This window comes from Pseudomonas sp. FW300-N2A2 (assembly GCF_017351735.1).
GTDB lineage: Bacteria > Pseudomonadota > Gammaproteobacteria > Pseudomonadales > Pseudomonadaceae > Aquipseudomonas > Aquipseudomonas migulae.
Map to the genome: position 1 here is coordinate 78,915 of NZ_JACNDU010000009.1, position 26,786 is coordinate 105,700.

Annotated in this window: 26 protein-coding genes; 16 read left to right on the plus strand and 10 right to left on the minus strand. The window is 60.9% G+C overall.

The features are described from left to right. The first annotated feature begins 2 nt into the window (after positions 1-2). The 4 genes from J4E42_RS14465 to J4E42_RS14480 all read left to right on the plus strand — a co-directional run bounded on the left by J4E42_RS14465 (position 3) and on the right by J4E42_RS14480 (position 4,398). A complete protein-coding gene (locus J4E42_RS14465; protein WP_207285491.1) occupies positions 3-1,373 on the plus strand; it encodes an aspartate aminotransferase family protein in 1,371 nt (456 codons plus the stop codon). 401 nt (positions 1,374-1,774) lie between these two features. Then, positions 1,775-2,761 (plus strand): ABC transporter substrate-binding protein, encoded by a 987-nt coding sequence (locus J4E42_RS14470; protein ID WP_207285492.1) that lies wholly within the window; start codon positions 1,775-1,777, stop codon positions 2,759-2,761. 9 nt (positions 2,762-2,770) lie between these two features. Continuing rightward, positions 2,771-3,574, plus strand: a complete 804-nt coding sequence (locus J4E42_RS14475; protein ID WP_008031757.1) for an ABC transporter permease — start codon at positions 2,771-2,773, stop codon at positions 3,572-3,574. Then, positions 3,562-4,398 carry an ABC transporter ATP-binding protein gene (locus J4E42_RS14480; RefSeq protein WP_207285493.1) on the plus strand — a complete coding sequence of 279 codons (837 nt, stop codon included), beginning with the start codon at positions 3,562-3,564 and terminating at the stop codon, positions 4,396-4,398. The genes J4E42_RS14475 and J4E42_RS14480 overlap by 13 nt, the downstream gene beginning before the upstream one ends. Before the next feature lie 126 nt (positions 4,399-4,524). Here J4E42_RS14480 and J4E42_RS14485 read toward each other — a convergent pair whose 3' ends face one another. Further along, positions 4,525-5,604 (minus strand): endonuclease/exonuclease/phosphatase family protein, encoded by a 1,080-nt coding sequence (locus tag J4E42_RS14485; RefSeq protein WP_207285494.1) that lies wholly within the window; start codon positions 5,602-5,604, stop codon positions 4,525-4,527. Between the two features lie 66 nt (positions 5,605-5,670). Continuing rightward, the gene (locus J4E42_RS14490; RefSeq protein ID WP_032828940.1) at positions 5,671-6,345 is read right to left on the minus strand and encodes a YciC family protein; all 675 of its coding nucleotides are present in this window, start codon (positions 6,343-6,345) and stop codon (positions 5,671-5,673) included. Between the two features lie 178 nt (positions 6,346-6,523). Here J4E42_RS14490 and J4E42_RS14495 point away from each other — a divergent pair, with 178 nt between their 5' ends. The 3 genes from J4E42_RS14495 to J4E42_RS14505 all read left to right on the plus strand — a co-directional run bounded on the left by J4E42_RS14495 (position 6,524) and on the right by J4E42_RS14505 (position 8,508). Next, a complete protein-coding gene (locus tag J4E42_RS14495; protein WP_207285495.1) occupies positions 6,524-7,267 on the plus strand; it encodes a DUF2076 domain-containing protein in 744 nt (247 codons plus the stop codon). A gap of 127 nt (positions 7,268-7,394) precedes the next feature. Next, a complete protein-coding gene (locus J4E42_RS14500; RefSeq protein ID WP_008031749.1) occupies positions 7,395-7,874 on the plus strand; it encodes an NYN domain-containing protein in 480 nt (159 codons plus the stop codon). A 22-nt stretch (positions 7,875-7,896) separates the two neighbouring features. Continuing rightward, entirely contained in the window at positions 7,897-8,508 is a 612-nt protein-coding gene (locus J4E42_RS14505) for a PolC-type DNA polymerase III (RefSeq protein WP_008041272.1), read from the plus strand. 127 nt (positions 8,509-8,635) lie between these two features. Here the strand turns inward: J4E42_RS14505 and J4E42_RS14510 are convergent, their stop codons facing one another. Then, positions 8,636-9,088: an Lrp/AsnC family transcriptional regulator gene (locus J4E42_RS14510; RefSeq protein WP_192228036.1), complete on the minus strand. Its 453-nt coding sequence runs from the start codon at positions 9,086-9,088 to the stop codon at positions 8,636-8,638. Between the two features lie 165 nt (positions 9,089-9,253). On the opposite strand from J4E42_RS14510, the gene yedA reads away from it, so the two are divergent. Both yedA and J4E42_RS14520 read left to right on the plus strand, forming a co-directional pair. Further along, complete coding sequence (gene yedA / locus J4E42_RS14515; protein ID WP_008041275.1) at positions 9,254-10,180, plus strand: drug/metabolite exporter YedA; 927 nt, start codon at positions 9,254-9,256, stop codon at positions 10,178-10,180. A gap of 65 nt (positions 10,181-10,245) precedes the next feature. After that, complete coding sequence (locus J4E42_RS14520; RefSeq protein ID WP_008031738.1) at positions 10,246-11,580, plus strand: DEAD/DEAH box helicase; 1,335 nt, start codon at positions 10,246-10,248, stop codon at positions 11,578-11,580. A gap of 105 nt (positions 11,581-11,685) precedes the next feature. Here J4E42_RS14520 and J4E42_RS14525 read toward each other — a convergent pair whose 3' ends face one another. Together J4E42_RS14525 and J4E42_RS14530 are read right to left on the minus strand one after the other, a co-directional pair. Beyond that, entirely contained in the window at positions 11,686-12,927 is a 1,242-nt protein-coding gene (locus J4E42_RS14525) for a TIGR03862 family flavoprotein (protein ID WP_207285496.1), read from the minus strand. Between the two features lie 280 nt (positions 12,928-13,207). Further along, positions 13,208-14,128, minus strand: coding sequence for a histone deacetylase (locus J4E42_RS14530; protein WP_207285497.1), 921 nt, complete (start codon positions 14,126-14,128; stop codon positions 13,208-13,210). A gap of 87 nt (positions 14,129-14,215) precedes the next feature. Here J4E42_RS14530 and J4E42_RS14535 point away from each other — a divergent pair, with 87 nt between their 5' ends. The 3 genes from J4E42_RS14535 to J4E42_RS14545 all read left to right on the plus strand — a co-directional run bounded on the left by J4E42_RS14535 (position 14,216) and on the right by J4E42_RS14545 (position 16,351). Further along, complete coding sequence (locus J4E42_RS14535; protein ID WP_008041912.1) at positions 14,216-14,785, plus strand: GNAT family N-acetyltransferase; 570 nt, start codon at positions 14,216-14,218, stop codon at positions 14,783-14,785. 106 nt (positions 14,786-14,891) lie between these two features. Next, entirely contained in the window at positions 14,892-15,761 is an 870-nt protein-coding gene (tesB, locus tag J4E42_RS14540; RefSeq protein ID WP_008031730.1) for an acyl-CoA thioesterase II, read from the plus strand. Further along, positions 15,758-16,351, plus strand: a complete 594-nt coding sequence (locus J4E42_RS14545) for an HAD family hydrolase (RefSeq protein ID WP_008041913.1) — start codon at positions 15,758-15,760, stop codon at positions 16,349-16,351. Before tesB ends, J4E42_RS14545 begins: the two co-directional genes overlap by 4 nt. Before the next feature lie 80 nt (positions 16,352-16,431). Here J4E42_RS14545 and J4E42_RS14550 read toward each other — a convergent pair whose 3' ends face one another. From J4E42_RS14550 to J4E42_RS14565, 4 genes are all read right to left on the minus strand, one after another. Continuing rightward, on the minus strand, positions 16,432-17,391 hold the full coding sequence (locus tag J4E42_RS14550) for an alpha/beta hydrolase (protein WP_207285498.1): 960 nt from the start codon (positions 17,389-17,391) through the stop codon (positions 16,432-16,434). Next, on the minus strand, positions 17,392-18,285 hold the full coding sequence (locus J4E42_RS14555) for a neutral zinc metallopeptidase (protein WP_207285499.1): 894 nt from the start codon (positions 18,283-18,285) through the stop codon (positions 17,392-17,394). A gap of 260 nt (positions 18,286-18,545) precedes the next feature. Further along, the gene (locus tag J4E42_RS14560; RefSeq protein WP_207285500.1) at positions 18,546-19,379 is read right to left on the minus strand and encodes an aldo/keto reductase; all 834 of its coding nucleotides are present in this window, start codon (positions 19,377-19,379) and stop codon (positions 18,546-18,548) included. Further along, positions 19,363-21,111, minus strand: a complete 1,749-nt coding sequence (locus J4E42_RS14565) for an FAD-dependent oxidoreductase (RefSeq protein ID WP_207285501.1) — start codon at positions 21,109-21,111, stop codon at positions 19,363-19,365. The genes J4E42_RS14560 and J4E42_RS14565 overlap by 17 nt, the downstream gene beginning before the upstream one ends. Positions 21,112-21,284: 173 nt before the next feature. Between J4E42_RS14565 and J4E42_RS14570 the strand changes: the two genes are divergently transcribed. The 4 genes from J4E42_RS14570 (at position 21,285) to J4E42_RS14585 (ending at position 25,070) form a co-directional block, all read left to right on the plus strand. After that, entirely contained in the window at positions 21,285-22,061 is a 777-nt protein-coding gene (locus J4E42_RS14570; protein WP_207285502.1) for an IclR family transcriptional regulator, read from the plus strand. 139 nt (positions 22,062-22,200) lie between these two features. Continuing rightward, positions 22,201-23,256, plus strand: coding sequence for a Gfo/Idh/MocA family protein (locus J4E42_RS14575; RefSeq protein WP_207285503.1), 1,056 nt, complete (start codon positions 22,201-22,203; stop codon positions 23,254-23,256). A 2-nt stretch (positions 23,257-23,258) separates the two neighbouring features. Next, positions 23,259-24,074: a sugar phosphate isomerase/epimerase gene (locus tag J4E42_RS14580; protein ID WP_207285504.1), complete on the plus strand. Its 816-nt coding sequence runs from the start codon at positions 23,259-23,261 to the stop codon at positions 24,072-24,074. A 117-nt stretch (positions 24,075-24,191) separates the two neighbouring features. After that, positions 24,192-25,070 carry a DMT family transporter gene (locus tag J4E42_RS14585; RefSeq protein ID WP_008028930.1) on the plus strand — a complete coding sequence of 293 codons (879 nt, stop codon included), beginning with the start codon at positions 24,192-24,194 and terminating at the stop codon, positions 25,068-25,070. Between the two features lie 6 nt (positions 25,071-25,076). Here J4E42_RS14585 and J4E42_RS14590 read toward each other — a convergent pair whose 3' ends face one another. After that, entirely contained in the window at positions 25,077-26,699 is a 1,623-nt protein-coding gene (locus tag J4E42_RS14590) for a methyl-accepting chemotaxis protein (RefSeq protein WP_207285505.1), read from the minus strand. Positions 26,700-26,786: the final 87 nt, after the last annotated feature.

The following is a 26,786-nucleotide window of genomic DNA, read 5'->3' on the forward strand; positions in this document are numbered from 1 at the left end:
CGATGACCACACCACGTGAAACCCGCGACTACCAGGCCGCCGACGCTGCGCACCACATCCACGCATTCGTCGATCAGAAAGCGCTCAACGATGAAGGACCACGGGTGATGGTCCGCGGCGAGCGCCTGCACCTGTGGGACAACGATGGTCGGCGCTACCTCGACGGCATGTCCGGGCTGTGGTGCACCAACCTCGGTTACGGCCGCAAGGATCTGGCGGCGGCAGCGGCTCAACAGCTTGAGCAACTGCCGTACTACAACATGTTTTTCCACACCACTCACCCGCAGGTGATCGAGCTTTCGGAGCTGCTGTTCAGCCTACTGCCGGGGCACTACAGCCACGCGATCTACACCAACTCCGGCTCCGAAGCGAACGAGGTGCTGATCCGCACCGTGCGCCGTTACTGGACGATCCTCGGCAAGCCCGAGAAGAAAGTCATGATCGGTCGCTGGAACGGTTACCACGGTTCGACGCTGGCAGCGACGGCGCTCGGTGGCATGAAGTTCATGCACGAAATGGGCGGCATGCTGCCGGACATCGAACACATCGACGAGCCGTATTTCTTCGCCCACGAAGGCAACCTGACCCCGGCTGAATTCGGCCTGCGGGCGGCGCAGCAACTGGAAGCGAAGATTCTCGAACTGGGCGCGGACAAGGTCGCCGGGTTTATCGCCGAGCCGTTCCAGGGGGCGGGCGGGATGATCTTCCCGCCAGAAAGTTACTGGCCGGAAATTCAGCGGATTTGCCGCAAGTACGACGTGCTGTTGTGCGCCGACGAAGTGATCGGCGGCTTCGGTCGCACTGGCGAATGGTTCGCCCACGAGCACTTCGGTTTCGAGCCCGATACGCTGTCGATTGCCAAGGGGCTGACCTCCGGCTACATCCCCATGGGCGGGCTGATCCTGTCGAAGAAAATGGCGCAGGTATTGGTGGAGCAGGGCGGGGTGTTTGCCCACGGCCTGACCTATTCCGGACACCCGGTGGCGGCAGCGGTGGCCATCGCCAACCTCAAGGCGTTGCGCGATGAGGGGGTGGTGACGCGGGTCAAGGACGACATCGGGCCGTACCTGCAACAGTGCCTGCGCGAAGTGTTCGGCAATCACCCGTTGGTGGGGGATATCCAGGGTGTCGGGATGGTGGCGGCGTTGCAGTTGGCCGAAGACAAAACCAGTCGCAAGCGCTTTACCAACGAGAACGACATTGCCTGGCGTTGCCGCACGATTGGGTTTGAGGAGGGGGTGATCATTCGTTCGACGCTGGGGCGGATGATCATGGCGCCGGCGTTGATTGCCAGTCGGGAAGAGGTTGATGAGTTGGTGGGCAAGACGCTGAAAGCGGTCGATCGTACGGCTCAGGAATACGGCCGGCTTTAAAATTGTCGGAAGGTCCTGCGGACCTTAATCGCGAGCAGGCTCGCTCCCACATTGGATCTGTGTTGACCTCGGTAGAGAGGGCAACATAGAACCCCCTGTGGGAGCGAGCCTGCTCGCGATTGCTTTTGCCGATTCACCCCACCTCTCACCTTTTGCACAAAGCCCGTGCACCCCCGCCAACCCCGCCCTTTTACCGCGCACGCTACCCAGTTTTTTCATCACTCCCACCGACATATTTCCTAATTTTCCTAATCCCCACCTTGGTCCAACATCGACCTCGCCAGTCAGCCGAACACTGCCCACCCAAAGGTCCATCAGAGACTACAAGTGGCAGCGCTTCTTTAGGGCTGCTGGCCGTACTGCCCATGACAAAACTAAATCAACAGCTTTGGGAGTGCTCCATGATCAAGTCCTTGCTAACCCGCGTCGCTCATCCACTGGCGATCACCGCCATCGCCGCCACAGTCGCCACCAGCGCCCAGGCCGGCACCTTGTCCATCGGCCATACCACATGGGTCGGTTACGGCACGCTCTACCTCGCCCAGGACCTGGGCTACTTCAAGGAAGGCGGTTTGACCGTCGAGTTGCCCGTCGTCGAAGAGGCTTCGATGTACATGGCTGCACAAGCTTCGGGCGAATTGTCCGGCTCGGCCTCGACCATCGACGAAGTACTGAAATACCGTCCGCAATTCTGCTTCAAGGCCGTAGCCGCACTCGATGACAGCCATGGTGGCGACGGTGTTCTGGTGGGCAAGGACATCAAGAGCCTGCAGGAGCTGAAAGGCAAAGCCGTGGCGGTGAACGAAGGTTCGACTTCGCAATTCTGGCTGTCGTACTTGCTGAAAAAACACGGCATGAGCATGAGCGACATCACCGTGCAGAACATGACGGCTGACGACGCCGCCACCGCGTTCATCGCCGGTCGTGTGCCCGCCGCCGTGACCTGGGAACCGCACCTGTCGATGGTGCGTGACAAGAAACAAGGCAAAGTCTTGATCGACAGCAGCAGCACGCCGGGCGTGATTGTCGACGTAGTCGCGCTCAACTGCACGGTCATCGAGAAACAGCCGGAAGACGTCAAGGCGTTGGTCGCCGGTCTGTACAAAGCGGTGCAGTACACCAAGGACCATCCGCAGGAAGCCTACAAAATCATGGCCAAGGGTGTTGGCGGTTACCTTGCCGATCCGAAGGAACTGGAAGCCGCCGCGCAAGGCGTGCGCTTCTACGATCAGGCCATGAGCGAAAAACTCCTGGGCTCGCCGGGCAATCCGGGCGACAGCGAACCGTTGATCAAACTGGCCAACGAAACCGCCAGTGAATTGCAGGGCAAACCCTACAGCGTCAGCAATGACGACCTGATCGACAACCGTTTCGTCAGCCCGCTGTAGGAGGTTCGCATGTTCAAGCGCAATTCATGGCTGAGCCGTTGCATCACGCCCAAGACCGGCTTGCCGGTTTCGGTGATCTGGAGCGCGAGCGGCCTGGCCTGGGTGTTGTTGGTTGGCCTGTGGGCCGGGTTGTCTTACGGCGGCGTGGTGCCGGGCATGTTCTTGCCGACGCCGGGCGCGGTGGTCGAAGCCGCCGTGCGCCTGAGCCGCGACGGCACGCTCGGTTTGCACGTGTGGGCCAGTCTTGAAGTGGTGGTGGTCGGTTTCGTCGTTTCGTCGCTGGTGGCGGTGCCGCTGGGGTTGCTGATGGGCAGCTTCCGCATCGTTCAGGCGTTCCTCGAACCGATGGTCAATTTCATCCGTTACCTGCCGGTGACCTCGTTCGTGCCGCTGTTCATTCTGTGGATCGGCATCGGTCTGGAGCAGCGGGTCTCGGTGATCATCTTCGGCGTGTTTTTCCAGCAACTGGTGATGATCGCGGACGTGTCCAAAGGCATCTCCAAAGACCTGATCAACGCCTCTTACACACTCGGTTCGAACCGCCGCGATGCGGTGTTGCATGTGATCGCACCGGCCTCGTTGCCGGGTGTGCTCGACACCTTGCGCGTGACCATGGGCTGGGCCTGGACGTACCTGGTGGTCGCCGAGCTGGTCGCCGCTTCCAGTGGCCTGGGTTACTTGAGTCTTAAGGCTATGCGCGGCTTTCAGGTGGATGTGATTTTCCTCGCCATCGCGATCATCGGCCTGTTGGGCCTGGTCACCGATCAACTGTTCCGTTTCCTTCGTCTGAGGATTGCCGCATGGGCTCAGTAACCGCCGTCAACCCGCGTATCGTCACACCGATGGCTGCCCCGGCCTACGCCGCGCCTCGTTTGCAAGTGGACAAAGTCAGCCTGCGTTACCAGAAGCCTGACGGCGGAATGTTCACCGCGCTGGATCAGGTTTCGTTCGAAGTTCCAGATCAGCAATTCGCCGTGCTGGTCGGGCCGTCGGGCTGTGGCAAGTCGAGTTTGCTGTACCTCACCGCCGGTTTGAACGAGCCCACGGAAGGCGAGATCTACGTCGGCGGTCAGCAAGTTCAAGGGCCGGGCGCGGATCGCGGCATGGTGTTCCAGAGCTACACGCTGTTCCCGTGGCTGACCGTGCGACAGAACGTCGAATTCGGTCTCAAGCGTCGCGGTATGGCGGCGGCGCAGCGCAAGGACATCGTCGATTACTACGTCAATGAAGTCGGCCTCAGCGGGTTCGCCGACAACTACGCCAAGCAGCTGTCGGGCGGCATGATGCAGCGGGTGGCGATTGCCCGCGCTTTGGCCAATGACCCGCAGATCCTGCTGATGGACGAACCCTTCGGCGCCCTCGACAGCCAGACGCGCCTGCAAATGCAGCAGCTGTTGTTGCGCGTTTGGGGCAACAGCAAGAAGACCGTGCTGTTCGTGACTCACGACATCGACGAGGCGATTCTGCTGGGTGACCGCGTCTACGTGATGGGCGCGAGGCCTGGGCGGATCAAGCAGATTCTCGACGTGCCGATCGAACGCCCCCGGAGCCTGGACATGGTCATGGAGCGTTCATTTATCGAGATGAAACGCGATATTTTCGGGCTGCTGCATGATGACCTGGAGGAGGTGCATTGAGTGTCACGCAATCCCCTGTAGGAGCCGGCTTGCCGGCGATGAGGCCATCACATCCAACATCTTCGTTGACTGACCCACCGCTATCGCCAGCAAGCTGGCTCCTACAAGGTTTGTGTTTGGCTGGGATTACGGCGCAGCCGGCAGGAGGAACCGCGCAATCACCGGCAGGTGATCGGAGATCCGCAACGTATCGTCCTGTCGCACCGTCGCCTCGACCCGTTTGATCCGGGGGCTGTAAAACAGGTAATCGACGGTGCGGTCCGGGCCGTTCAAGCCCGGATCATTCGGGTAGTGCGTCAGCCACCGCGCCCGATCGATGCCGCTGGCTTCATTGTTGGTCGGGATCATCGGGTACTTGTCCCACAACAAGTGCAACGCGCTGTCGGCGGAGTAGGGCGTGCGTTGTTCGGTGGGCAGGCGTCGATATTGCCCCAGCGGCAACAGGTTGAAGTCGCCGCCGATCAGCCACGGGGTGCTATGGCTTTCGTATTTGTCGAGGACTTTGGCCACCGCCGTCACCTGGGTCTGTAACGTTTCATCCGGTTGGGTCGCGCGGTCCAGATGGGTGTTGAGAACGGCCAACTGCCCGCCGTCACTCAACGGCAGGTAAGTGACCAGCAAGGCATTTTTCGGCTGGAACTGACGGCTGATGAAGTCGGTTGGCGCGACCGGCAGTTGCAGGCGTTCGGCGTGTTCGATCCGGTAGCGGCTGAGGCTTGCCAGTTGCCGGCCGACACTGCCGAAGATGTGCGGTTGCGGCACGAAGTCGGCTTTCCAGTCGAAGGCATGGGCGCTGCACGGATAGAGGTCGGCGAGGCGTTCCTGAAGCAGTTTGAACTGGTTCTGGTAATCGCTGGCCTTGGCGCCGTCATCGAGCTCTTGCAGCAACACGAGGTCCGGTTGTTCGTCGCGAATCACCCGCGCCACTTCATCGAGGCTGAAGGCCATGTCTTCAGGCGTCGGTTTTTCGTCGTCGCCGGCGGCCAGGTCATTCCAGAACACATAGCGCTTACCCGCCAGGTACTGAACGTTCCAGGTCATCACTTTCAACGCCTGGCCGGGCACCAGTGTCGGTGCTTGAACGTTGCAACTGACGGGCAAAACTTCCTTGGCTTCGGGGCGCCAGGTCAGGCTGTAGATCAGCAAGGCAATCAGGCCGATTGCTATCAACAGGCCCAGCAGGGTGTAGCGCAGTAGTCGGGTCATGGCTCGGCTTATAGCGTTACAAAAGATGGATCCGAGCATAACCGAGAGCCGGGCCGAAGCCCACGATCAGAGCGGCCGGTCGATTTTCTCGGGAACGTCGCTGATCAGCATGAACAAACGGAACAACACCACGCTGGTGAACAGTTGCAGGAAGCTGTGGGCGCTGTCGATCAGCAGGGAAATCACCGGGTTCTGCGGTTCCGGATACACGTTGAGCGTCACACCCTTGAGCACCCACAACGGGCCCATCACACACAGGATGCACACCAGAATGCGCAGGAAATGACCGCGGGTCAGGCGCAGGCTTTCTTTCATTGCCGCCAGCGGCGCCAGGCCGCGCAGCACCAGCAGGTATTCGCTGAACGCCAACGTCACCATCAGCCAGATGCCCGGCAGGAAGTACAACGACAGGCCGAGCAGGATCATCAATGTATTGAGCGCCGTGAGCAGGGCGAAGCGCGGCCACAGGTACGCGGACCTCGCCAGCAGGTCACGGTTGCGCGGCGATTCGCCACGGCTGCGCGCGTCGAGAAACAGGATCAGGGCGGCGGTGTACAGCGGGTATACCAGCAGGCCGACGATCACGCTCACGCCGGGAAAGCTGTCCGGCACGGTGTTGTGGTCGACCACTTGTTGCAGCAGCGCTTCGAAAATCACCAGCGGCAGGCACAGCCGCACGATCTGGCTCAGATTGCGCTTAAAGAAATACAACGAGTCACGCAGTACATCGAACGGATTCATCAGTCGGTATCGCAGGTTGAAAGCAGTGGCCCACTTTAACCGATGCAGCGCGTCGGGGCGCAAACGTAAACGTTCGGTAAAGGTCATTGAAACAACTTGTTTCAGCCTCCATTAAGGTCGAGCGCCGTATCCTCCCTGGAGAAGGTCAACGATTTCCCCGGCAATCTACGAGGTCGCCATGAACACCGAAGAGCAAACCCTGATCGATGGACTGTTTTCCCGGCTGCAACAGGCCGAAACGGACGCAGCCCCGCGCGATGCCCTGGCCGAGGCGCGGATCAAGGAACATCTGGCTCGCCAACCCGCGGCGGGCTACTTCATGACCCAGGCGATTCTGGTGCAAGAGGCAGCAATCAAGAGCCTCGACGCACAGAACAAGCAACTCAGCGAGCAAATCCAGCATTTGCAGGCCGAACTGCAATCGGCCAAGTCCCAGGCACCTGCTCCGGCGCCGAGCAGCGGTGGGTTCCTGTCGAGCATTTTCGGTGGCAGTTCCCGTGAAACGCCTGCGCCAAGTGCACCGCCCTCCAGCGGCGGCTGGCGCGAGCCGGGACGGCCTTCGTTCAACGCGCAGCCGCCACAGCAGAATTTCGCTGCGCCGCCACCGCAGCAGAACTACGCGCCGCAACAGCAGGCGCCGGCGGTTGGCAGCGGTTTCCTCGGCGGCGCACTGAAAACTGCAGCGGGTGTGGCGGGTGGCGTGATGCTGGCACAAGGCATCAGCAGCCTGTTCCATCACAACCAGCAGCCGGAAGTGGTGGAAGTGATCAAGGAAGAGCCGGCTCAGGTCAACGATCAAAGCGGTGACAACGGCTGGGGCGATGACCAGCGCGTGGCTGACAACTCCCAAGACTATGCCGACACCGACTACAACGATGACAGTTCATCGTTCTTCGGCGGCGACGACGATTCCTTCGTCTGACACGCCATTCGTCCGGAGCGCTGCGGCGCTCCGGGCCGATTATTCGCGGATCAATCCTCCGGGCTGGCATACTGGGCAACTTTTCGGGCCCGGTGCCTGATCCCGCCTGCGCGAAAGAGGATGCACGGTGAAAAAAATTGCAGTGTTCGCCGATGTCCAGAACCTCTACTACACCGTGCGTCAGGCCTATGGTTGCCACTTCAACTACGCCGCGCTGTGGGCTGACATCAGCAAACAGGGCGATATCGTCGAAGCCTATGCCTACGCGATCGATCGCGGCGACAGCAAACAGCAGCAGTTCCAGCAGATCCTGCGCAACCTCGGTTTCACCGTGAAGCTCAAACCCTACATCCAGCGCAGCGACGGCTCGGCCAAGGGCGACTGGGACGTTGGCATCACCCTCGACATCATGGACGCCGCCGATCACGTCGACGAAGTGGTGCTGGCCTCCGGTGACGGTGATTTCGACATGTTGCTGGAACGCATCATCGCCAAGCACGGCGTACAAGCGGTGGCCTACGGCGTACCGGGCCTGACAGCCAACTCGCTGATCCGCGCCGCCAGCCGCTACGTGCCGATCGAAGGCGCGTTGCTGCTCAAGAATTGATTTTTACGGAGTTGAAACAGGTTTGGAACGCATAGCAGTCATCGACTTTGAAACCACCGGGATCTCCCCGAGCAGCAGCTGCCGGGCCACGGAAATTGCCGTGGTGATCCTTGAACAGGGGCGCATCGTCGAGCGTTACCAAAGCCTGATGAATGCTGGCGTACGCGTCCCGGCCTTCATCGAACAACTCACCGGCATCAGCAACGCCATGCTGCGCACCGCGCCATCGGCGGAACAGGTGATGAACGAGGTCAACGAATTCGTCGGCACCACGCCGCTGCTGGCCCACAACGCCGCGTTCGACCAGAAGTTCTGGGACTTTGAACTGGGGCGGATCAAGCGTACGCGGTTGCAGAACTTTGCTTGTTCGCTGCTACTGGCCCGTCGGCTGATGCCGGCTGCACCGAATCACAAGCTCGGCACCCTCACCACCTTCGCCCAACTGCCTGACACCGGTAAAGCTCACCGGGCGATGGCTGACGCCGAGATGGCGGCCAACCTGACGGCGCATCTGGCGCAGGAATTGCGGCAGAAGCACGGGTTGCGCGAGTTGTCCCATGATCTGTTGGTCAGTTTGCAGAAAGTCCCGGCGGCCAAAATCAACGAACACCTCAAGCGCCACCGCGGGTTCTGACAGAAACACCGCTGACCCCCTGTGGGAGCGAGCCTGCTCGCGATAGCGATTTATCATTCAACATCTATGTTGCCTGACACTCCGCCATCGCGAGCAGGCTCGCTCCCACATTTGATCACCTGCAACTTTAGACCGGTTTCCCTTCCAACTGTCCCAACGGCACGCGCTTCTCTATCGCGCTCGACAACACAATCGACGTCTTGCTGAACCCGAACGTGGCAATCCGGTTGATCAGCTCTTCCAGCTCCGGCATCGAACCCACCGCCGCTTGCATGATCACGCATGGATCACCTGTCACCCGATGGCATTCGGTCAGCTGTGGGATTTTGATCAGGTCGTCGTAGGCTTTCTGGTTGCCGTGCTGATTCAGGCGCAGTTCGATCACGCACTGGATCGGCAAGCCCAGCTTGGCCATGTCGACTTTCGCCTGATAACCGGTAATCACCCCGCTGGCCTCAAGTTTGGCCACGCGCTCGGCCACGGCCGGGGCGGACAGGTTCACTTTGCGTGCGAGGTCGGCGTAGGACGCACGACCGTTTTCCAGTAGGGCGCTGAGGAGCATGCGGTCGTATTTGTCCATGAGCGAATTCCTGAAAAATGGCTGGCTTTCGAAAACACGGTATATAGCGCTGATCTCCGTGATTTTAAAAGTGTACCGGCGCTATAAACAGGTTTTGTAACTTATTTTCTGCTGTTCGCCTTTCTAGAATAGCTGTTCATTTGTCCTTGCCTGCGAGCTGCCCCCATGCCTGGCCTCCGTCGTTTTCCCTTGCCGTTGATCGCTGCCTTTTTCGCCTTGTACGTGATTTGGGGCTCGACTTACCTGGTGATCCGTATCGGCGTGGAGTATTGGCCGCCCTTGTTGCTCGCCGGTATTCGCTTCGTCATCGCCGGCACGTTGATGTACGCGTTCCTGCGCTGGCGCGGGGCGCCGGCACCGACCTGGGCGCAGTGGAAAGCGGCGGGGATCATCGGGATTTTGCTGCTGGCGTGCGGTAACGGCGGGGTCAGTGTGGCGGAGCACATGGGCGTCGCTTCCGGCGTCGCGGCATTGGCGGTGGCGACGGTGCCGTTGTTTACCTTGCTCTGCGGATATTTCTGGGGTGCGCGTAATACCCGTCTCGAATGGGCGGGGATTGTGCTCGGGTTGATCGGCATCGCCATGCTCAACCTCGGTTCCAACCTGCAATCGAGCCCGCTGGGTGCGATGTTGCTGATCTTTGCGGCGGCGGCCTGGGCGTTCGGTTCAGTCTGGAGCAAACACTTGCCGTTGCCCCAGGGCGCGATGGCCAGTGCCGTGGAAATGCTGGTGGGCGGCGTGGCGTTGCTGATCGGCAGTGCGCTGAGCGGCGAACACATGGAAGCCATGCCACCGATTGAAGGGTGGGCGGCGTTGGCCTACCTGACCTTCTTCGGTTCGATCATCGCCTTCAATGCCTACATGTACCTGTTGAAAAACGTGCGTCCGGCAGCGGCCACCAGTTATGCCTACGTCAACCCGGCGGTGGCGGTGTTGCTGGGGATCGTGTTTGTCGGCGAGACCATCGGCATCGAAGAAGCGCTGGCCATGCTGGTGATCATCAGTGCCGTGGTGCTGATCGGTTTGCCACAGTGGCGCCGGGCGCCGGAACGACCTGCTGCGGTGGTGCAGACAGAATCGAGTGTGAATTAGGGTAAACTGCGCGCCATTGCACACTTGTTTCGCACAACCGCGCTGAATTTTCCTACGGTAATCCCATGACTTTCGCCACCCTTGGCCTGATCGAACCCTTGCTGCGCTCTCTCGAGACGCTCGGCTACCAGACCCCGACGCCGGTTCAGGCGCAAGCCATTCCGGCGGTGCTGGCCGGTCGCGACCTGATGGCCGCCGCCCAGACCGGCACCGGCAAGACCGCCGGTTTCGCGTTGCCGCTGCTGCAATTGCTGGCCATGGAAGGGCCGAAAGTCACCGCCAACTCGGTGCGCGCATTGATTCTGGTGCCGACCCGCGAACTGGCCGAGCAGGTTCACGAAGCCGTGCGTCAGTACGCTGAGAACCTGCCACTGAGCACTTACGCGGTGTACGGCGGCGTCAGCATCAACCCGCAAATGATGAAGCTGCGCAAAGGTGTCGACCTGTTGGTGGCAACACCGGGCCGTCTGCTCGACCTGTTCCGCCAGAACGCGCTGAAGTTCAACCAGTTGCAAACCCTGGTGCTGGACGAAGCCGACCGCATGCTCGACCTGGGCTTTTCCGAGGAGCTGGGGAACATTTACCGCGTGCTGCCGAAGAAACGTCAGACGCTGCTGTTCTCCGCGACCTTCTCCGATGCGATTCGCCTGCTGGCCGGGCAAATGCTCAATGATCCGCTGAGCATCGAAGTCAGCCCGCGCAACGTTGCTGCCAACACTGTTAAACAGTGGGTGGTGACGGTGGACAAGAAGCGCAAGCCGGAGCTGTTCATCCACCTGCTGCGCAAGGGCAAGTGGAAGCAGGTGCTGGTATTCGCCAAGACCCGTAATGGCGTGGACGCGCTGGTGGAAAAACTCCAGGGCCTGGGCATCAACGCCGACGGCATCCATGGCGACAAACCTCAGGCTACGCGTCAACGTGCGCTGGACCGTTTCAAGGCCAGTGAAGTGCAGATCCTGGTGGCCACCGATGTCGCGGCCCGTGGTCTGGACATTGAAGATTTGCCATTGGTGGTCAATTTCGACCTGCCGATCGTGGCAGAGGACTACATCCACCGGATCGGTCGTACCGGCCGTGCGGGTGCCACCGGGCAGGCCATTTCGTTGGTCTGCGCCGATGAAGTGAATTTGCTGTCGGCCATTGAGACGTTGACGCGTCAGACGTTGCCTCGGCAGATGGAACACGATTTCGAACCTGAGCACCGTGTGCCGGACACCGATGCCAGCGGTCAGGTGGTGAAGAAGCCGAAAAAACCGAAGAAGCCGAAGACGTCCAGCGGCGGTAAACGCAATCTGGGTAAATGGGTTGAGAGCGGGGATGCTTCGGCGCCGGAGCCTTCGATCAAGCCTGTGCGTAAGGTGCCGGTGTTTAATACTGGGCCGCGTAAGCGTAAGCCTTGATTGGTTGCGGCGGCTGTTAGGCCGCCTTCGCGGGCAAGCCTCGCTCCTACAGATTAGTGGTGTCCTGTAGGAGCGAGGCTTGCCCGCGAAGGGCGCAACTCGGTCTCAAGACGTGCGCTTGAGCCACTCCACCATCCCCAACCCCGCCGCTCGCCCACTGGCGAAACACGCGGTCAGCAGATAGCCGCCGGTCGGCGCTTCCCAATCCAGCATTTCCCCCGCGCAGAACACGCCAGGCAACTGCTTGAGCATCAAACGTTCATCCATCGCCTCGAACATCACGCCACCGGCAGTGCTGATGGCTTCGTCCAGTGGACGGGTTTTCATCAATGTCAGCGGCAACGCCTTGATCGCTTTAGCCAACAACGCCGGATCGGCGAAGCATTCTGACGGCGTCAATTCGCGCAGCAGTGCCGCTTTCACGCCATCTATCCCGAGCTGACTGTGCAGATGTTTGGACATTGAACGAGACCCGCGCGGTTTGCTCAGTGCCGCCTGAACTTTATCCACAGGCCGGCCCGGCAACAGGTCGAGGTGAATGGTCGCCGAGCCATGCTGATTGATCGCTTCGCGGATGGGCGCCGACAGGGCGTAGATCAAACTGCCTTCAATCCCGGTGGCCGTAATCACACATTCCCCGAGCCGAGGGATGTCGTCATTGAGACCGATCGCGATATTTTTCAGCGGCGCGCCGGCGAATTTGCTGACCATCAATTCGCTCCAGGCCTGCACCTCGAAGCCGCAATTACTCGGCTGCAGCGGCGCCAGTCCTACGCCGTGCTGCTCCAGTGGCAGCATCCACGTGCCGTCCGAACCCAGGCGCGACCAACTGCCGCCACCGAGGGCGAGCAGCGTTGCTTCGGGCTTCAGGTTTTTTTCACCCTCAGGACTTTCAACACGCAAACCACCGTTGTTATCCCAGCCGAGCCAACGATGGCGGGTGTGGATAACTACGCCGGCCTCTCGCAGGCGCTTGAGCCAGGCGCGTAACAGCGGCGCGGCCTTCATGTCGGTCGGAAACACCCGGCCGGAGCTGCCGACAAAGGTTTCGATGCCCAGGTCATGAATCCACTGACACAGCGCCTCGGCACCAAAGGCTCGCAGCAGCGGTGCGATATGCGGTGCCCGCTCGGCGTAGCGTGAGAGGAATGCCGGATAGGCTTCGGAATGGGTGATGTTCATGCCGCCCACGCCAGCGAGGAGAAATTTCCTGCCGACCGAAGGCATGCCGTCGTACAGATCGACCTTGATTCCGGCCTGGCTCAACACTTCGGCCGCCATCAGGCCGGCGGGGCCGCCGCCGATGATGGCGACTTTAGGGGGGAGGGCGGCGGAAGATTGGGTCATGGAATGCGCTGCGGTTCGGCGGAATAAGCCGGGCATTCTACCAGCCCAAATCCTTGTGGGAGCGAGCCTGCTCGCGAAAGCGGTGGTTCAGTCGACATCAATGTGACTGTTCAATCGCTTTCGCGAGCAGGCTCGCTCCCACAGGGGATTTATGTCGGGTTGAAGAGTTGGTTAAAAAACAACCACCCCTTTGCAGGCTATATGCAGCATGGCCTGTAGGCCCTTTCGCTCAGGTTATCCACAGGCAGTTCCACAGGCATTGTGGGTAAAGGCGCACACCTCAATGACAACCTGATGACGCCCACACCCGCTGCGCGCTGTGATGCAGGATGCCGTGACGCCGCGCCAGCGCCTTGCGGTCCTTGCTGTAGCCGCCGCCGATCACCCCGACCACCGGAATATCCCGCCCGAGGCAATGGCGCATCACGCTTTCATCCCGAGCAGCCACACCTTCGTCTGTCAGCTTCAGGTAACCGAGCGCGTCGTCCTTATGCACATCGACACCGGCGTCGTACAGCACCAGGTCCGGCTGGTAGAGCGGCAGCAAATAATTCAGCGCGTCGTCGACGACCTTCAGGTAATCCGCATCGCCCATGCCCTTGGGCAGCGGGATGTCCCAGTCACTTTCGGCCTTGCGTGCAGGAAAGTTCTTCTCGCAGTGCAGGGAAACGGTCACCGCGTCCGGGGTGTTGTGCAGAATCCGCGCAGTCCCGTCGCCCTGATGCACGTCGCAATCGAAGATCAGCACCCGATTCACACGACCGCTTTCCAGCAGGTAATGGCTGATCACCGCCAGGTCGTTAAAGATGCAGAACCCCGCCGGGTAGTCGTAATGCGCGTGATGCGTGCCGCCGGCCAAGTGACAGGCCAATCCATGTTCCAGCGCCTGTTCCGCCGCCAGTAGCGAACCGCCGACTGCCCGCACCGTGCGCCGGGCCAGGGCTTCGTTCCACGGCAGGCCAAGACGCTGCTGGTCTTCGCGGGACAACTCGCCGCTCATGTAGCGTTCGATATAGGCAGCGTCATGTGCGAGGGCGAGAATTTCCGGCGGGCAGAGTTCCGGGCGCAGCAGGTCGGCGTCCCGGGTCAGCCCGCTGTCCACCAGGTGATCGCGCAGCAGGCGAAACTTGTCCATGGGGAAACGGTGGTCCGCCGGGAACTCGGGGCTGTAGTCTTCGTGGTAAATCAATGGCAGCGGCATGACGGGCTTTTATGAGTACGGCGTGTAGGAATGAGTGAACGATCCTACCAGCGATGTAGACTTGCGGCATGGAAACGGAGGGGCACGATGGAGCCGATACTGGAACTCGAGAGCGCGCGACTGCTGTTGCGGCAGTGGCGTGACGAGGATTTGCCGGCGTTTGCGGCGATGTGCGCCGATCCACAGGTGATGCGTTATTTCCCGGCGCCCTTGAGTCGACTGGAAAGTGCTTCGCTGATCGGGCGGATTCGTGGGCATTTCGCCGAGCATGGTTTTGGTCTCTGGGCGCTGGAGCGCAAGGACACCGGTGCATTCATCGGTTTTACCGGGCTCGGCGTGGTCGGTTTCGACGCGCCTTTCACGCCGGCCATCGAGATCGGCTGGCGCCTGGCCCGCGAACACTGGGGCTTGGGTTACGCCAGTGAGGCGGCGTGGACCGCTCTGCGCTGCGGGTTTGACCGGGTAGCGCTGCAAGAAGTCGTGTCCTTCACCACGGAAACCAACACGCCATCGCAGAAAGTCATGCAGGCCATCGGTATGCACCATGATTCAGCCGGTGACTTCGACCACCCGAAACTCGCGGTCGATCATCCTCTGCGTCACCATGTGCTGTACCGCATCACCCGTGAACAATGGCTGCAAACCTTGCATGGATAAGACGGCCCGGACGTTTACAATGGCGCCAATGATGGCCCTGGCCGGAAACTGAATCGACCGCCGCAGCCAAGACTGCGCGGCATTGCGATGTGTGAGGAGAGTCTGAATGAGCCAAGTGTTGGATGATCTGGTCGATTTGCTGACCCTGGAACCGATCGAAGAAAACCTGTTCCGTGGCCGCAGCCAGGACCTGGGCTTTCGTCAGTTGTTCGGCGGCCAAGTGATCGGTCAGTCCCTGTCGGCGGCCAGCCAGACGGTCGAAGTCGCGCGTCATGTGCATTCGATGCACGGTTATTTCCTGCGTCCGGGCGATTCCACGTTGCCCGTGGTGTATCAGGTTGATCGGGTTCGCGACGGCGGCAGTTTCAGCACGCGTCGGGTCACGGCGATCCAGAAGGGCAACCCGATCTTCACGTGCAGCGCGTCGTTCCAATATGACGAAAAAGGCTTCGAGCATCAGGGCCAGATGCCGACGGTGGTCGGGCCGGAAAACCTGCCCTCGGAACTGGAGCTGACCCATCAGCGCGCGCACCTGATCCCCGAGCACATGCGTGAAAAACTGCTGTGCCCGAAGCCGATCGAATTCCGCCCGGTCACCGAGAAAGATCCCTACAACCCGCAGCCATCCGATCCGGTCAAGTACGTCTGGTTTCGCGCCGACGGCGCGTTGGCCGACTCCCCGGCGCTGCACAAATACCTGCTGGCCTACGCGTCGGACTTCAATCTGCTGACCACCTCGATGTTGCCCCATGGCAAGTCGGTCTGGCAGAAAGACATGCAGGTCGCCAGCCTCGATCACGCGCTGTGGTTCCATGCGGATCTGCGTGCCGATGACTGGTTGCTGTACGCGATGGATAGCCCGTGGGCCGGCAATTCCCGTGGGTTCAGCCGTGGCAGCGTGTTCAATCGCGCCGGGCAACTGGTGGCGTCGGTCACTCAGGAAGGCCTGATCCGTCACCGCAAGGATTGGGCATGAGCCTGGCCGAGGTGCGGCACTGGGTGTTCGACATGGACGGCACCCTGACGGTGGCCGTGCATGACTTCGCGGCGATTCGCGTGGCGCTGGCGATCCCGGCCGAAGACGACATCCTGACCCACCTCGCCGCGCTGCCGGCTGCTGAAGCCGCGGCCAAACATGCATGGTTGCTGGAGCATGAACGGGATCTGGCGCTGGGTTCGAAACCGGCGCCGGGTGCTGTGGAACTGGTGCGCGAGTTGGCGGGGCGCGGTTATCGCCTGGGCATTCTTACGCGCAATGCTCGGGAGTTGGCGCATGTGACGCTGGAAGCCATTGGCCTGGCGGACTGCTTCGCGGTGGAGGATGTGTTGGGGCGTGATGAAGCGCCGCCCAAGCCGCACCCCGGTGGTTTGTTGAAATTGGCCGAGGCCTGGAACGTGCCGGCGAGCGAGATGGTGATGGTCGGTGATTACCGGTTTGATCTGGATTGCGGAAGAGCGGCGGGGGCGCGGACGGTGTTGGTGAATCTGCCGGATAACCCGTGGCCTGAGCTGACTGATTGGCATGCGGCGGATTGTGTGGCGTTGCGGGAAATGTTGTTGGCTTGAGGGACCCTTCGCGGGCAAGCCTCGCTCCTACAGTTGACCGCATTCCCCTGTAGGAGCGAGGCTTGCCCGCGAAGGCGTCATCACTGCCCGAACAAAACCTTCTGCCCCTCAGGCGACGTAAACATCCCATCCCCGTTATGCCCAACCCCGGGCACTTCGATCAATTGCTGATTCAATCCTTGCGGATGGCTACGCTTCAAAAACTCAAAATAATTGCGCCCGCGAATCAATCGATTAGCGCCCTGGGCTTTCGCCTCACAACTTTTATCCAGTGCCGGATGGTTCGGATCAATGTCCTGCTGCCCCAGTAGATAAACGATGTCACGCTGGACGTAGTTTTCCTCCAGTTGCGCGGGCGTTTGTCCTTCGGCGTAAGCGGGCAAATCTGACAGGCCGTACTTCCAGCGATTGAACGCCGGGCAGCCGGCGTGACTGAACGCCACTGGCCGCCGCTCATCGAAATACGCGTAGGAAGACGGGTTGGCGATGACGTAGCGCACGTGCACGCCAGCCGCCTTGAGCTCCGGTTGATCGTGACTCAACAACGCATAACGCTGAACCACCTGAGCGCCGCCCGAGTGGCCCGCGATGACGACATCCTTCACGTCCGGAAACTGTCGACGATCGCCGAGCCGGGCGATGATCTGGTCGAGCGCCGCGTAGGAACTCAGCGCAAACGGAGCGGTGGATAAACCGCCGGCCATCCAGTCATTGCCTTGCCAACGCAACACGGTGTCGGCGACTGGATGGAGTGCCACGTCGGTTTCATTGAGAAATTGCGGAGCGATCACCAACGTATGGGCGCTTTGCCCGGCTTGCTCTGCCGCCCGCTCGGCACTCTGGCGGTAGGTTTCAGCATTGCGCAACCGACCATGGATGATGATCAGCACGCGCTCGATTTTCGCCGGCGCCGGGCCGATGCCCACCGCCATCTCACCTTCTTTCAACAAGAGTCGGCCGGGGCTGATCTCCTTGACCCCATGCTCGGCAGCCTGGGTACAGGTGCAAGTAAACAACAACATCAACAACCACTTTTTCATTTACAGATTTTTCGCCGCAAAGGTATCGCACTGGCCCACCTGGCCTTGCGCAAATCCGGTTTTGAACCAGCGCACCCTTTGCGCCGACGTGCCATGGGTAAACGAGTCCGGCACCACGCGACCCTGGCCTTGCTGCTGCAAGCGGTCGTCGCCGATGGCGTTGGCGGCGTTCAAGGCTTCTTCGATGTCGCCCGGCTCCAGCCAGTTCAGGCGTTGCTGTGCATTGTTGGCCCAGACACCCGCGAGGCAGTCCGCTTGCAGCTCCTGACGCACCAACAAACCACCGTCACCTTCCATTTGCCGGCCTTGCTGACGGGCGGCCTGAATTTTCGCGGAAACGCCGAGCAAGGTCTGAACATGGTGTCCGACTTCGTGAGCGATCACGTAGGCCTGAGCGAAATCACCCGCAGCGGCAAAGCGTTGCGACATTTCCTGGAAGAAACTCATGTCCAGGTAAACCTTCTGGTCTGCTGGGCAATAGAACGGCCCGGTCGCCGAGGTGGCCAGGCCGCACGCCGAGTTCACCCGGTTGCTGAACAGCACCAGCGTAGGATCTTTATACTGCCGGCCGGCCTGCTGGAAAATCTGGCCCCAGGTGTCTTCGGTGTCACCGAGGATCGAACGGACGAATTCCGCCCCTTCATCATTGGCTGGCGGTGCCTTGCGGGTTTGCGTCGGTGTCGGTGCCGATTGCTCGGTCATCTGCCCGGTGAGTTGGCCGAGGATCTGCAACGGGTCCTGGCCGGTGATCCAGCCGATCCCGACAATCAGAATGATCGCGGTCAGGCTCAGGCCCTTGCCGCCACCAAAACGCATCCCGCCGCCACCACCGCCGACATCATCACCACGGGCATCGACCACGTTGTCGCTGCGTCGGCCTTTTTTCCATAGCATGTGGGAATCCTCTGATTATCGTGGGGATGAGTGTTGCTGGTGAGTGGGAGCGGCGCCAGTCCGGTCGTCCGGCTTTTATGCGGGCGGGAACATTACTGAGTGTATTGAACGTGGATAGCCCATCGAATTCCGTCAGGTGATGGGTTTTTTATGACGTCAGGGCGAACGCCCTATGACTTGTAGGAGCCGGCTTGCCGGCGATGGCGATCTTATGGACGCTATCGCCGGCAAGCCGGCTCCTACGAAAAGCAGTCCGGTGCTTACCGGTCGAACGCATCCCACACTGGCGCAAAGTCAGGGCTGACCAGTCGTTCGCGTTTCGACAACCCGGCAATCAACGCCCGGTCTGCGTCATTGAGCTGGACGTCCAGCGAGGCCAGGTTGGCCAGTTGATTAGCCTCGCTACTGGCCTTGGGAATCGCCGCAACGTTCGGTTGATCAAGCAGCCATTTGAGTGCCACTTGTGTCGGCAGAACCCCGTGTCTGGCGGCGATCTGCTGGATTTGCGGGATGTCCGAGACCTTGTTGCGGGCCAGCGGCGAGTAGGCCGTCAGTGCCAGGTCATGTTGACGGGCGTAGTCCAGCAGCGCGTTTTGTCCGAGCAACACGTGGTATTCGACCTGAATGGCTGACAGCGGCGCGCCCAGTTCTTCGACGACTTTGCGCAGCAGCGGCAGCGGAAAATTCGCCACGCCGATGTTGCGCGCCAAGCCTTGCTCCTTGAATGACACCAGGGTTTCGATCGTGCGTGGGAGGTCCCAATCGGTGGTCGGCCAGTGGACCATGAACAGGTCAACGTAATCGCTGCGCAAGGCCTTGAGGCTGCGATCCATGGAGTGGCGCATGGCATCGGGTTGCAGTTGATCCCACCAGACTTTGGTGGTGACGTGGATCTGCTCGCGAGGCGTAGGACTGTTCGCCAGCGCCTGACCGACGGCCTCTTCGTTGTTGTAGGCGGCAGCGGTGTCGATATGCCGATAACCCAACTTCAGCGCTTGTTCAACGGCTTGTGTGCATTCTTCGCCGAGCATCGGCCAGGTGCCGAGGCCGAGTTTGGGCATGTTCAAACCCTGTGCATTAACGATGCGCTGCATGGTCGATCTCCTGTTCGTAAGCAGTGATGCCGGCGATATGTCGCGCGGCGATGTAGCCGAACGTCAGCGCCGGGCCGAGATTAATGCCGCCGGCGGGGTAATGCCCGCCCATGATGCTGGCCATGTCGCCGCCCGCAGCGTACAGCCCGGTGATGGCCTGGCCGGATTCGCCGAGGACCTGGGCGTGTTGATTGACCTTGAGCCCGGCGAAGGTGCCGAAGCAGCCGGGCTGGACCTTCACCGCGTAAAACGGCCCTTGCTCGATGGGGGCGACGCACGGGTTGGGTTGCTGCAAGGCGTCACCCTGTTTGCGGTTGTAAGGCGTCGAACCGCGGCCAAACAAGGGGTCTTCACCGTTGCGCGCATGCTGGTTGTAGTCCGCCACAGTGCTGCGCAACCCGTTCGGGTCGATGCCGCAGGCGTGGGCCAATTCCTCGATCGTGTTGCCGGTTTTCAGATAGCCGCTGCGGATAAAGGATGACAACGGAATCGGAAACGGCCGAGAGATGCCCAGTCCATATCGGCGTTGAAAACCATGGGTGCAAATCAGCCAGGAGGCAACCTCTTCGCCGGCAGGCGCAGCGGCAACCATGGCCGTTACATAGTCGTAGTAGCCGTTCGCTTCATTGACGAAGCGCTGGCCGTTGCTCAGTACGCCGATGATCCCCGGTTTGCCCCGTTCGATGATGTGCGGGAAGTGACCGATGCTGCCATCCCTGTGTGGCACTTGCGAGACCGGTGCCCACGCTACGGGAGAGGCCATGTTGGTGTTGACCCGGGCCCCGGCGCTTTCGCCCAGGCGCAAACCGTCACCGGCCACGCCGAGGGGGGGCAGCGCCCAGTGTTCGTTGCCGGTCGGTGTGCGCGGGAACAGTGCCTTGCGCCGCTCGATGTCATTGGCAAACCCACCGGCCGCAAGCACCACAGCCTTGCGCGCATGGATGCGGACCTTGCCCTTGGCGGTGCTCACCAGCGCGCCCCGGACCTGATCGCCTTCGCGAAGCAACTCGCTGACAGGCGCCGATTCCCAGAGCAGCACGCCAAGGTCTTCGGCAGATTTTGCCAGGCGTGCGACCAGCGCCACGCCGTTGACCAGCTGCATCGCCCGGCCATGCACAATCAGGTCGAGCAGGTGCCGGGTGAAGCGCCGGGTGACGTGCCACGCGGCGGGCACCGAACGGGTCAGGTTGAGAAACGCGGCCAGGTCCGCCCCTGCCATGATTGGCATGCCCATGAACGAAGTTTCCCGCATGGTTTTGCGAAGACGCCTCAGCAGCTTGCCGACTTTTCGCCCGTCATAGGGTGCAGCGATCACCGAACGTCCGCCCGTTCCGGCACCGGGCGTATCGCCATGTATGTCGGCGATGGCATTGCCATCGGCGAATTGCAGCGAGGTGTGCTGTTCGAAAAAGGCGACCATCCGTGGGCCCGCCTCAAGGAACGCATCGATCATTGCCGGTTCGTAGCGCTCACCGAGTTCATGCTTGAGATAGGTGCGCGGCAACTCGACGTCTTCGACGATGCCGGCGCGGCGGGCCAGAGGATTGCACGGCACCCAGGCCCAGCCGCCGGACCACGCCGTGGCTCCGCCGAATACCGGGTCTTTCTCCACCACGATGACTTTCAATCCGTGCCATGCAGCGGTGACCGCTGCCGATAACCCGGCTGCACCGGAGCCGACGACCAATACATCGCAGTCGATGTCTGGTGAGCTGTGGGATTCGGCAGGCATTGTTTAAAACTCCAGTGCATATTTTTAGAATTTGATTCCAGAAAATATAGCGACGTGAAGCCGCTCGGCAACCACTCAGCCGATAAAACGGGCGGTTACCGAACAAGCAGTTCCAGATTTCGCATTAGGCGGTTTGTCTTCTAGAATCGGGCAAATTTCAGGCGGAACCTTCCATGGCCGGCAGTCAGATCGAACGTGTTTTCAGCGTGCTTGAAAGCCTCACCAGTGACCCTCGCGGCCTGCCGATGCAGACGCTGGCAGAGCAACTGGACATCCCTAAAAGCGCGACTCATCGCTTGCTCGCCGAGCTGATTCGGCTGGGTTACGTGCGGCAGAATCCGGATAACCTGCGCTATCACTTGTCGACCAAACTGGTGGCCATGGGGTTCCGTTATCTGTCGGGAAGCGGCGCCGATATCGTGCAGCCAGTGCTTGATCGCCTGGCCCAGGAAACCGGCGAACTGGTGCGCCTCGGGGTCATCGAGGGCGAGCGTCAAACCTGGATCGCCAAGTCCCAGGGCGCCCGCTCCGGTCTGCGTTACGACCCGGACATGGGCCGTGATGCGCCGCTGTTTTACACGGCGTCGGGCCATGCGTGGCTGGCGTGCATGAGTGACGCTGAAGCGTTGTCGCTGGTGGAACGCCAGGGCGGCGAGCGGCCAAAAGACCTCGGGCCGAACGCGCCGCGTTCCAACATTGAATTGCTCGAGCGCCTGCGTCTGGCGCGGGAGCAGGGCTATGCCTGGGTTGAAGAGAGCTCGGCCGTTGGTACTTCGGCGATTGCGGCGGTGGTGCGTCACCCGAGCGATGGGCGAGTGATTGGTGTGCTGAGCATTGCCGGGCCGAGCGCGCGGATGCCGGGGGAGCGGCTGCATGAGTTGGCGCCGCTGTTGTTGAGATTTGCCGAAGAGTTGTCGGCGGCGAGTCTCGCGTCGGAATTCTTCAGTTAACCACCGCCGCACAGGAATCTTTGTTCGCCGGAAAGTTGTGCGTTGTTCGCACGCTTTCGTGAATCGCTTGTGTAAGAATCTGGAACCAGGTTCTAAATTGTTGAGGGTCAATCAACAATAATCACAAGAGGACCGCACCATGACTTCGCCCGTTCGCATCGCCCTGATCGGTGCCGGCAACATGGGCCAGCAGCATTACCGGCATCTGCACACCCTGAAGGACGCGACCCTGTGCGCGGTAGCCGACCCTGGCCCGCAAGCGGCAGGCCTCGCAGCCGAATGGGGCGTGGGGTATTTCGCCGATCACCGTCAGATGCTGGAGCAGGTGAAGCCGGACGCGGTCATCGTGGCCAACCCGAACACGCTGCACGTCAGCACCGCGCTCGATTGCCTGGCTGCCGGCGTGCCGGTCCTGCTGGAAAAACCGGTCGGCGTGCACCTGGATGAGGCGCGCGAGTTGGTGGCTGCCTCGAAAGCCACCGGCGTCCCGGTGCTGGTCGGCCATCATCGTCGGCACAATCCACTGATCGTCCGCGCCCGCGAACTGGTGCAAAGCGGTGCTTTGGGGCGGCTGACGACGGTGACCGCTCTCTGGCAATTGCGCAAACCCGACAGTTATTTCGAAACGCCGTGGCGCCGCGAACCAGGCGCGGGAATGTTGCTGACCAACCTGATCCATGACCTCGATCTGCTGCGTCATCTGTGCGGCGAAGTGCGGCAGGTTCAAGCGATCACCAGCAATGTCGTGCGCGGGTTTGCCAACGAGGATTGTGCGGCGGTGTTGCTGCAATTCGACAACGGCGCACTGGGCAGCCTGACCGGTTCCGACGCGGTGGCGGCGCCCTGGAGTTGGGAGCTGGATTCCGGGGAGAACCCGGTGTATCCGCGTCAGGCGGATCAGCCGTGTTACTTGCTGGCTGGTACCGGCGGCGCGTTGAGCATTCCGCAACTCAAGCGCTGGCATTACGCCGACGCTGATGGGGGATGGCATCAACCCTTGTTGCCGATGCAGGAAAGCGTCAGCGCCGATGAAGCCCTGGGTTTGCAGCTGCAGCATTTCGTGCGCGTGGTGCGTCGGGAAGTCGAGCCGTTGGTCAGCGCTGCCGATGCGGCACGCACACTGGCGTTGATCGAAGCCATCCGCGAAGCCGCCGAAACCGGTCGCGCCTGCACCCCTGTGCTGATCGAGGAATGAACATGAATGAACGGATCTTTTCCCTGGCCAGCCTGACGGTACTGGAGTTGTCACCGCCGCAGATGGTGGACGTCGCGGCACGTGCCGGTTACAGCCACGTGGGACTGCGCCTTGAGCCGGCGACACCCGAAGAACATCACTTTGCGCTGGTAGCCGATGTCGGTTTGCGGCGTGAGACGCTGGCACGGCTGCGCGACACCGGTATTCGTGTGCTGGATGTTGAAATCCTGCGTCTTAAACCGGACACCGTCGTCGCCGACTTCGAGAAAATTCTGGCAGTCGGTGCGGAGTTTGGTGCCAGTGAATTGCTGGTGGCGGGTAACGATTCTGACGAGCAACGGCTGACGGAAAACTTCGTCCGGCTCTGTGATCTGGCGGCGCCTTACGGACTGCACCCGCACCTGGAGTTCATGCCCTGGACTGATGCGCGCAATCTTGAACAAGCGGTGCGCATTGTCGAAAACGCTGATCGTGAAAACGGCGCGGTATTGGTTGATGCTTTCCATTTCGACCGCTCGGGTTCTCGGCTGGAAGATCTGGTCAAAGTCGCCCCGTCACGGTTACGGTATGCGCAGTTGTGCGATGTGGCGGGGCCGCGACCGACAGACATGGCGGAGATTTTGCGTCAGGCCCGCAACGAGCGACGTTTTCCAGGGGATGGCGATTGTGATCTGGCGGGGTTGTTGCAGTGTTTGCCGGCCGATATTCCGCTAAGCCTGGAGATTCCAACGGTGAAGTTGTTGGAGCAGGGCGTGAGCGGGTTGCAACGGGCACAGATGGCGCTGGATAAGGCCCGGGAATTGTTGGCAAGAATCTAGAAGGTGCTGCGCACCTGTTCGCGGGCAAGCCACGCTCCTACAGGGTTTTCCATTGCTTTTGTAGGAGCGAGGCTCGCCCGCGAAGCTTTTGACTTTCGAAGTAAAAAAGGATCCCCAATGACCGTCAGCACCCCGCTCTCCGGCGTAAACCAACCCTTCAAAGGGATTTTGCTGATCGTCTTCGCCACCTTTCTCTTCTCCAGCCATGACGCCTTGTCGAAATACCTTTCGGGGTTCTACCCGATTGTCATGGTGGTCTGGGCCCGGTATGTGGTTCACACCTTGTTGATGGCAGGGATTTTTCTGCCGCAATCCGGGCTGCGAGTCCTACGCACCAAACGACCATTGCTGCAGTTGCTGAGGGCGTTGTGCCTGTTGGGCACCAGTCTGTTTTTCACCACCGGCTTGCAGTACATCCCGTTGGCCGAAGCCACCGCGGTCAACTTTCTTGCACCGGTCCTGGTGACTGCGCTGTCGGTGCCGCTGCTGCGTGAGCGCGTCACCCGTGGCCAATGGATCGCGGTGATTTGCGGATTTATCGGCGTATTGATCATCGTCCACCCCGGCGGTGATCTGTTCACGCCAGCGGTGCTGCTGCCGCTCTGCTCGGCGCTGTTTTTCTGCTTCTATCAATTGCTCACCCGCAAGCTCAGCAGCGTCGACAGCCCGACCACCAGCAACTTTTTCGCCGGGTTGTGCAACACCCTGGTGATGAGTGCGCTGGTGCCGTTCTTCTGGCAAGTGCCGAGCCTTGGGCATGGATTGATGATGGTGGCGCTGGGTGCGTGCGGGATGACGGCGCATTTGTTTCTGACTCAGGCATTCCGCTACGCCGCCCCTGCGCTGTTGGCGCCGTTCGGCTATTGCCAGATTGTCTTCGCCGGTTTGCTCGGCTGGTTGCTGTTTTCCCACACGCCGACCCTGACCACGGTGGTCGGGATCGCGGTGATTTGCTGCAGCGGTTTGGCGGCGGCCTGGCAGCAAAGCCGTCGCTGAACATGATCAGAATCTGAAGCGCACCACCAGGTTTTGCAGGCCGGTCGCCAGTTGCGACAGTTCCTGGCTGGTGGCGCTGGTCCGGGTCGAGGCGTCGGCACTTTCCAGCGACAGGTCGCGGATGTTCAGCAAATTGCGATCCACCTCGCGGGCCACTTGCGCCTGTTCCTCTGACGCGCTGGCGATCACCAGATTACGTTCATGGATCTGTTCCATTGCCCGGGTGATTTCTGCCAGTGCCAGACCCGCCTGTTCGGCAATCGACAAGGTATCGGCGACGCGCTGACTGTTGTCGTGCATCGACAGCACCACGCTGTCGGTATCGCCCCGCACCCGGCCAATCATCTGTTCGATTTCGCGGGTCGATTGCTGGGTGCGATGAGCCAGCGCCCGTACTTCATCGGCCACCACTGCAAACCCACGCCCGGCTTCCCCGGCGCGGGCGGCCTCGATGGCGGCATTGAGCGCGAGCAGGTTGGTCTGTTCGGCGATGGCGCGGATCACGTCCAGCACCTTGCCGATTTCCCGGGATTGCTCGGCCAGCGTCTGCACCTGTTGCAGAGCGAGGCCGGCATTGCTGCTCATCGCTTGAATCGAATCCAGTGTCTCAATGACCCGCGTCTGGCCCTGGTTGGCTTGCTGCGTGGACAGGCGAGTGCTGTCGGAAGTCGACACCGCGTTACGTGCGACTTCTTCCACCGCGACCGTCATCTCGTTGACGGCCGTGGCGGCTTGTTCGATTTCATTGTGTTGCTGTTGCAGTCGAGCGGAATCCTGCCGAGTGTTCTGATTCATCTGCAGCGCAGCCGCCGCCAATTGCGTCGAGGTGCCGCTGATCAGTTGCAGGGTTTCGCGCAGGCTGGTTTGCATGGCCGACAAGGCCTTGAGCAAACGTGCGGTTTCATCGCTGCCGTGGCTGTGGATCGGTTTACTCAAGTCCCCGGCGGCGACTTGCTCGGCCACGGCGACAGCCTGACGGATCGGAACGACGATGCTGCGAATCAGCAGCCAGGCCAGGCACAAAGTCAGGAGCGCAACGGCGATCAGCGCACCGATCACGGTGAACTTCACCTGGTTGTAAAGCGTATCGGCCTGGTTGGCCGACAGGCTGACTTCATTGGCGGCAAGGGCCATCAATTCGGCGAACTGGTCACCGGTCTGGGTCGAGTACTCCTGGATTTTGCCGTTGAGCAGCGCGGTCATGTCCTCGCTGCGGTTCTCCCGCGACAGCGCTTCGTATTGCGCCAACGCCTGACGGTAACGGGTGACGGTGGCGACGAACTTTTCGTACGGCTCCCGGTTGTAATCACCGACCAGCGGGGTGAATTTTTCCAGCGTCTCGCCCAGCCAGCCTTGTACTTGATGCAGGCGTGTGACGGTAGCATCGAGCACTTTCGGGTCGCGGTTGAGGGCCATGCGCAGGCTGAGAACGCGAATGCTCAGGACGTAGTCGCGGATTTCACCCAGGTAGCGAACGCTCGGCAGGGAGATGCTTTCCGTGTGCTGACCGGTGGCGCGGACCTGCGCAACCTGTTTGAGGGCGAACAAACCCTGCAACAGAACCAGCAGGGCGATAACGCCGAAGCTGATCACGGCGCGTTTGGCAATGCTCAAGTGACCTGGGGACATGGTGGGTCTCTGTGGTGTTGAGAAAAAAGGGGGCATTCATAAATCCTGCGCATAAAAAAACGCAGGCCCGGGATCAGGCCTGCGTTT

What these genes read in the sequence shown, in the direction of transcription:
- J4E42_RS14465 (WP_207285491.1), top strand. Translation starts at nt 3, where the DNA reads ATGACCACACCACGTGAAACCCGCGACTACCAGGCCGCCGACGCTGCG.
- J4E42_RS14470 (WP_207285492.1), top strand. Translation starts at nt 1,775, where the DNA reads ATGATCAAGTCCTTGCTAACCCGCGTCGCTCATCCACTGGCGATCACC.
- J4E42_RS14475 (WP_008031757.1), top strand. Translation starts at nt 2,771, where the DNA reads ATGTTCAAGCGCAATTCATGGCTGAGCCGTTGCATCACGCCCAAGACC.
- J4E42_RS14480 (WP_207285493.1), top strand. Translation starts at nt 3,562, where the DNA reads ATGGGCTCAGTAACCGCCGTCAACCCGCGTATCGTCACACCGATGGCT.
- J4E42_RS14485 (WP_207285494.1), bottom strand. Translation starts at nt 5,604, where the DNA reads ATGACCCGACTACTGCGCTACACCCTGCTGGGCCTGTTGATAGCAATC.
- J4E42_RS14490 (WP_032828940.1), bottom strand. Translation starts at nt 6,345, where the DNA reads ATGAATCCGTTCGATGTACTGCGTGACTCGTTGTATTTCTTTAAGCGC.
- J4E42_RS14495 (WP_207285495.1), top strand. Translation starts at nt 6,524, where the DNA reads ATGAACACCGAAGAGCAAACCCTGATCGATGGACTGTTTTCCCGGCTG.
- J4E42_RS14510 (WP_192228036.1), bottom strand. Translation starts at nt 9,088, where the DNA reads ATGGACAAATACGACCGCATGCTCCTCAGCGCCCTACTGGAAAACGGT.
- yedA (WP_008041275.1), top strand. Translation starts at nt 9,254, where the DNA reads ATGCCTGGCCTCCGTCGTTTTCCCTTGCCGTTGATCGCTGCCTTTTTC.
- J4E42_RS14520 (WP_008031738.1), top strand. Translation starts at nt 10,246, where the DNA reads ATGACTTTCGCCACCCTTGGCCTGATCGAACCCTTGCTGCGCTCTCTC.
- J4E42_RS14525 (WP_207285496.1), bottom strand. Translation starts at nt 12,927, where the DNA reads ATGACCCAATCTTCCGCCGCCCTCCCCCCTAAAGTCGCCATCATCGGC.
- J4E42_RS14530 (WP_207285497.1), bottom strand. Translation starts at nt 14,128, where the DNA reads ATGCCGCTGCCATTGATTTACCACGAAGACTACAGCCCCGAGTTCCCG.
- J4E42_RS14535 (WP_008041912.1), top strand. Translation starts at nt 14,216, where the DNA reads ATGGAGCCGATACTGGAACTCGAGAGCGCGCGACTGCTGTTGCGGCAG.
- tesB (WP_008031730.1), top strand. Translation starts at nt 14,892, where the DNA reads ATGAGCCAAGTGTTGGATGATCTGGTCGATTTGCTGACCCTGGAACCG.
- J4E42_RS14545 (WP_008041913.1), top strand. Translation starts at nt 15,758, where the DNA reads ATGAGCCTGGCCGAGGTGCGGCACTGGGTGTTCGACATGGACGGCACC.
- J4E42_RS14550 (WP_207285498.1), bottom strand. Translation starts at nt 17,391, where the DNA reads ATGAAAAAGTGGTTGTTGATGTTGTTGTTTACTTGCACCTGTACCCAG.
- J4E42_RS14555 (WP_207285499.1), bottom strand. Translation starts at nt 18,285, where the DNA reads ATGCTATGGAAAAAAGGCCGACGCAGCGACAACGTGGTCGATGCCCGT.
- J4E42_RS14560 (WP_207285500.1), bottom strand. Translation starts at nt 19,379, where the DNA reads ATGCAGCGCATCGTTAATGCACAGGGTTTGAACATGCCCAAACTCGGC.
- J4E42_RS14565 (WP_207285501.1), bottom strand. Translation starts at nt 21,111, where the DNA reads ATGCCTGCCGAATCCCACAGCTCACCAGACATCGACTGCGATGTATTG.
- J4E42_RS14570 (WP_207285502.1), top strand. Translation starts at nt 21,285, where the DNA reads ATGGCCGGCAGTCAGATCGAACGTGTTTTCAGCGTGCTTGAAAGCCTC.
- J4E42_RS14575 (WP_207285503.1), top strand. Translation starts at nt 22,201, where the DNA reads ATGACTTCGCCCGTTCGCATCGCCCTGATCGGTGCCGGCAACATGGGC.
- J4E42_RS14580 (WP_207285504.1), top strand. Translation starts at nt 23,259, where the DNA reads ATGAATGAACGGATCTTTTCCCTGGCCAGCCTGACGGTACTGGAGTTG.
- J4E42_RS14585 (WP_008028930.1), top strand. Translation starts at nt 24,192, where the DNA reads ATGACCGTCAGCACCCCGCTCTCCGGCGTAAACCAACCCTTCAAAGGG.
- J4E42_RS14590 (WP_207285505.1), bottom strand. Translation starts at nt 26,699, where the DNA reads ATGTCCCCAGGTCACTTGAGCATTGCCAAACGCGCCGTGATCAGCTTC.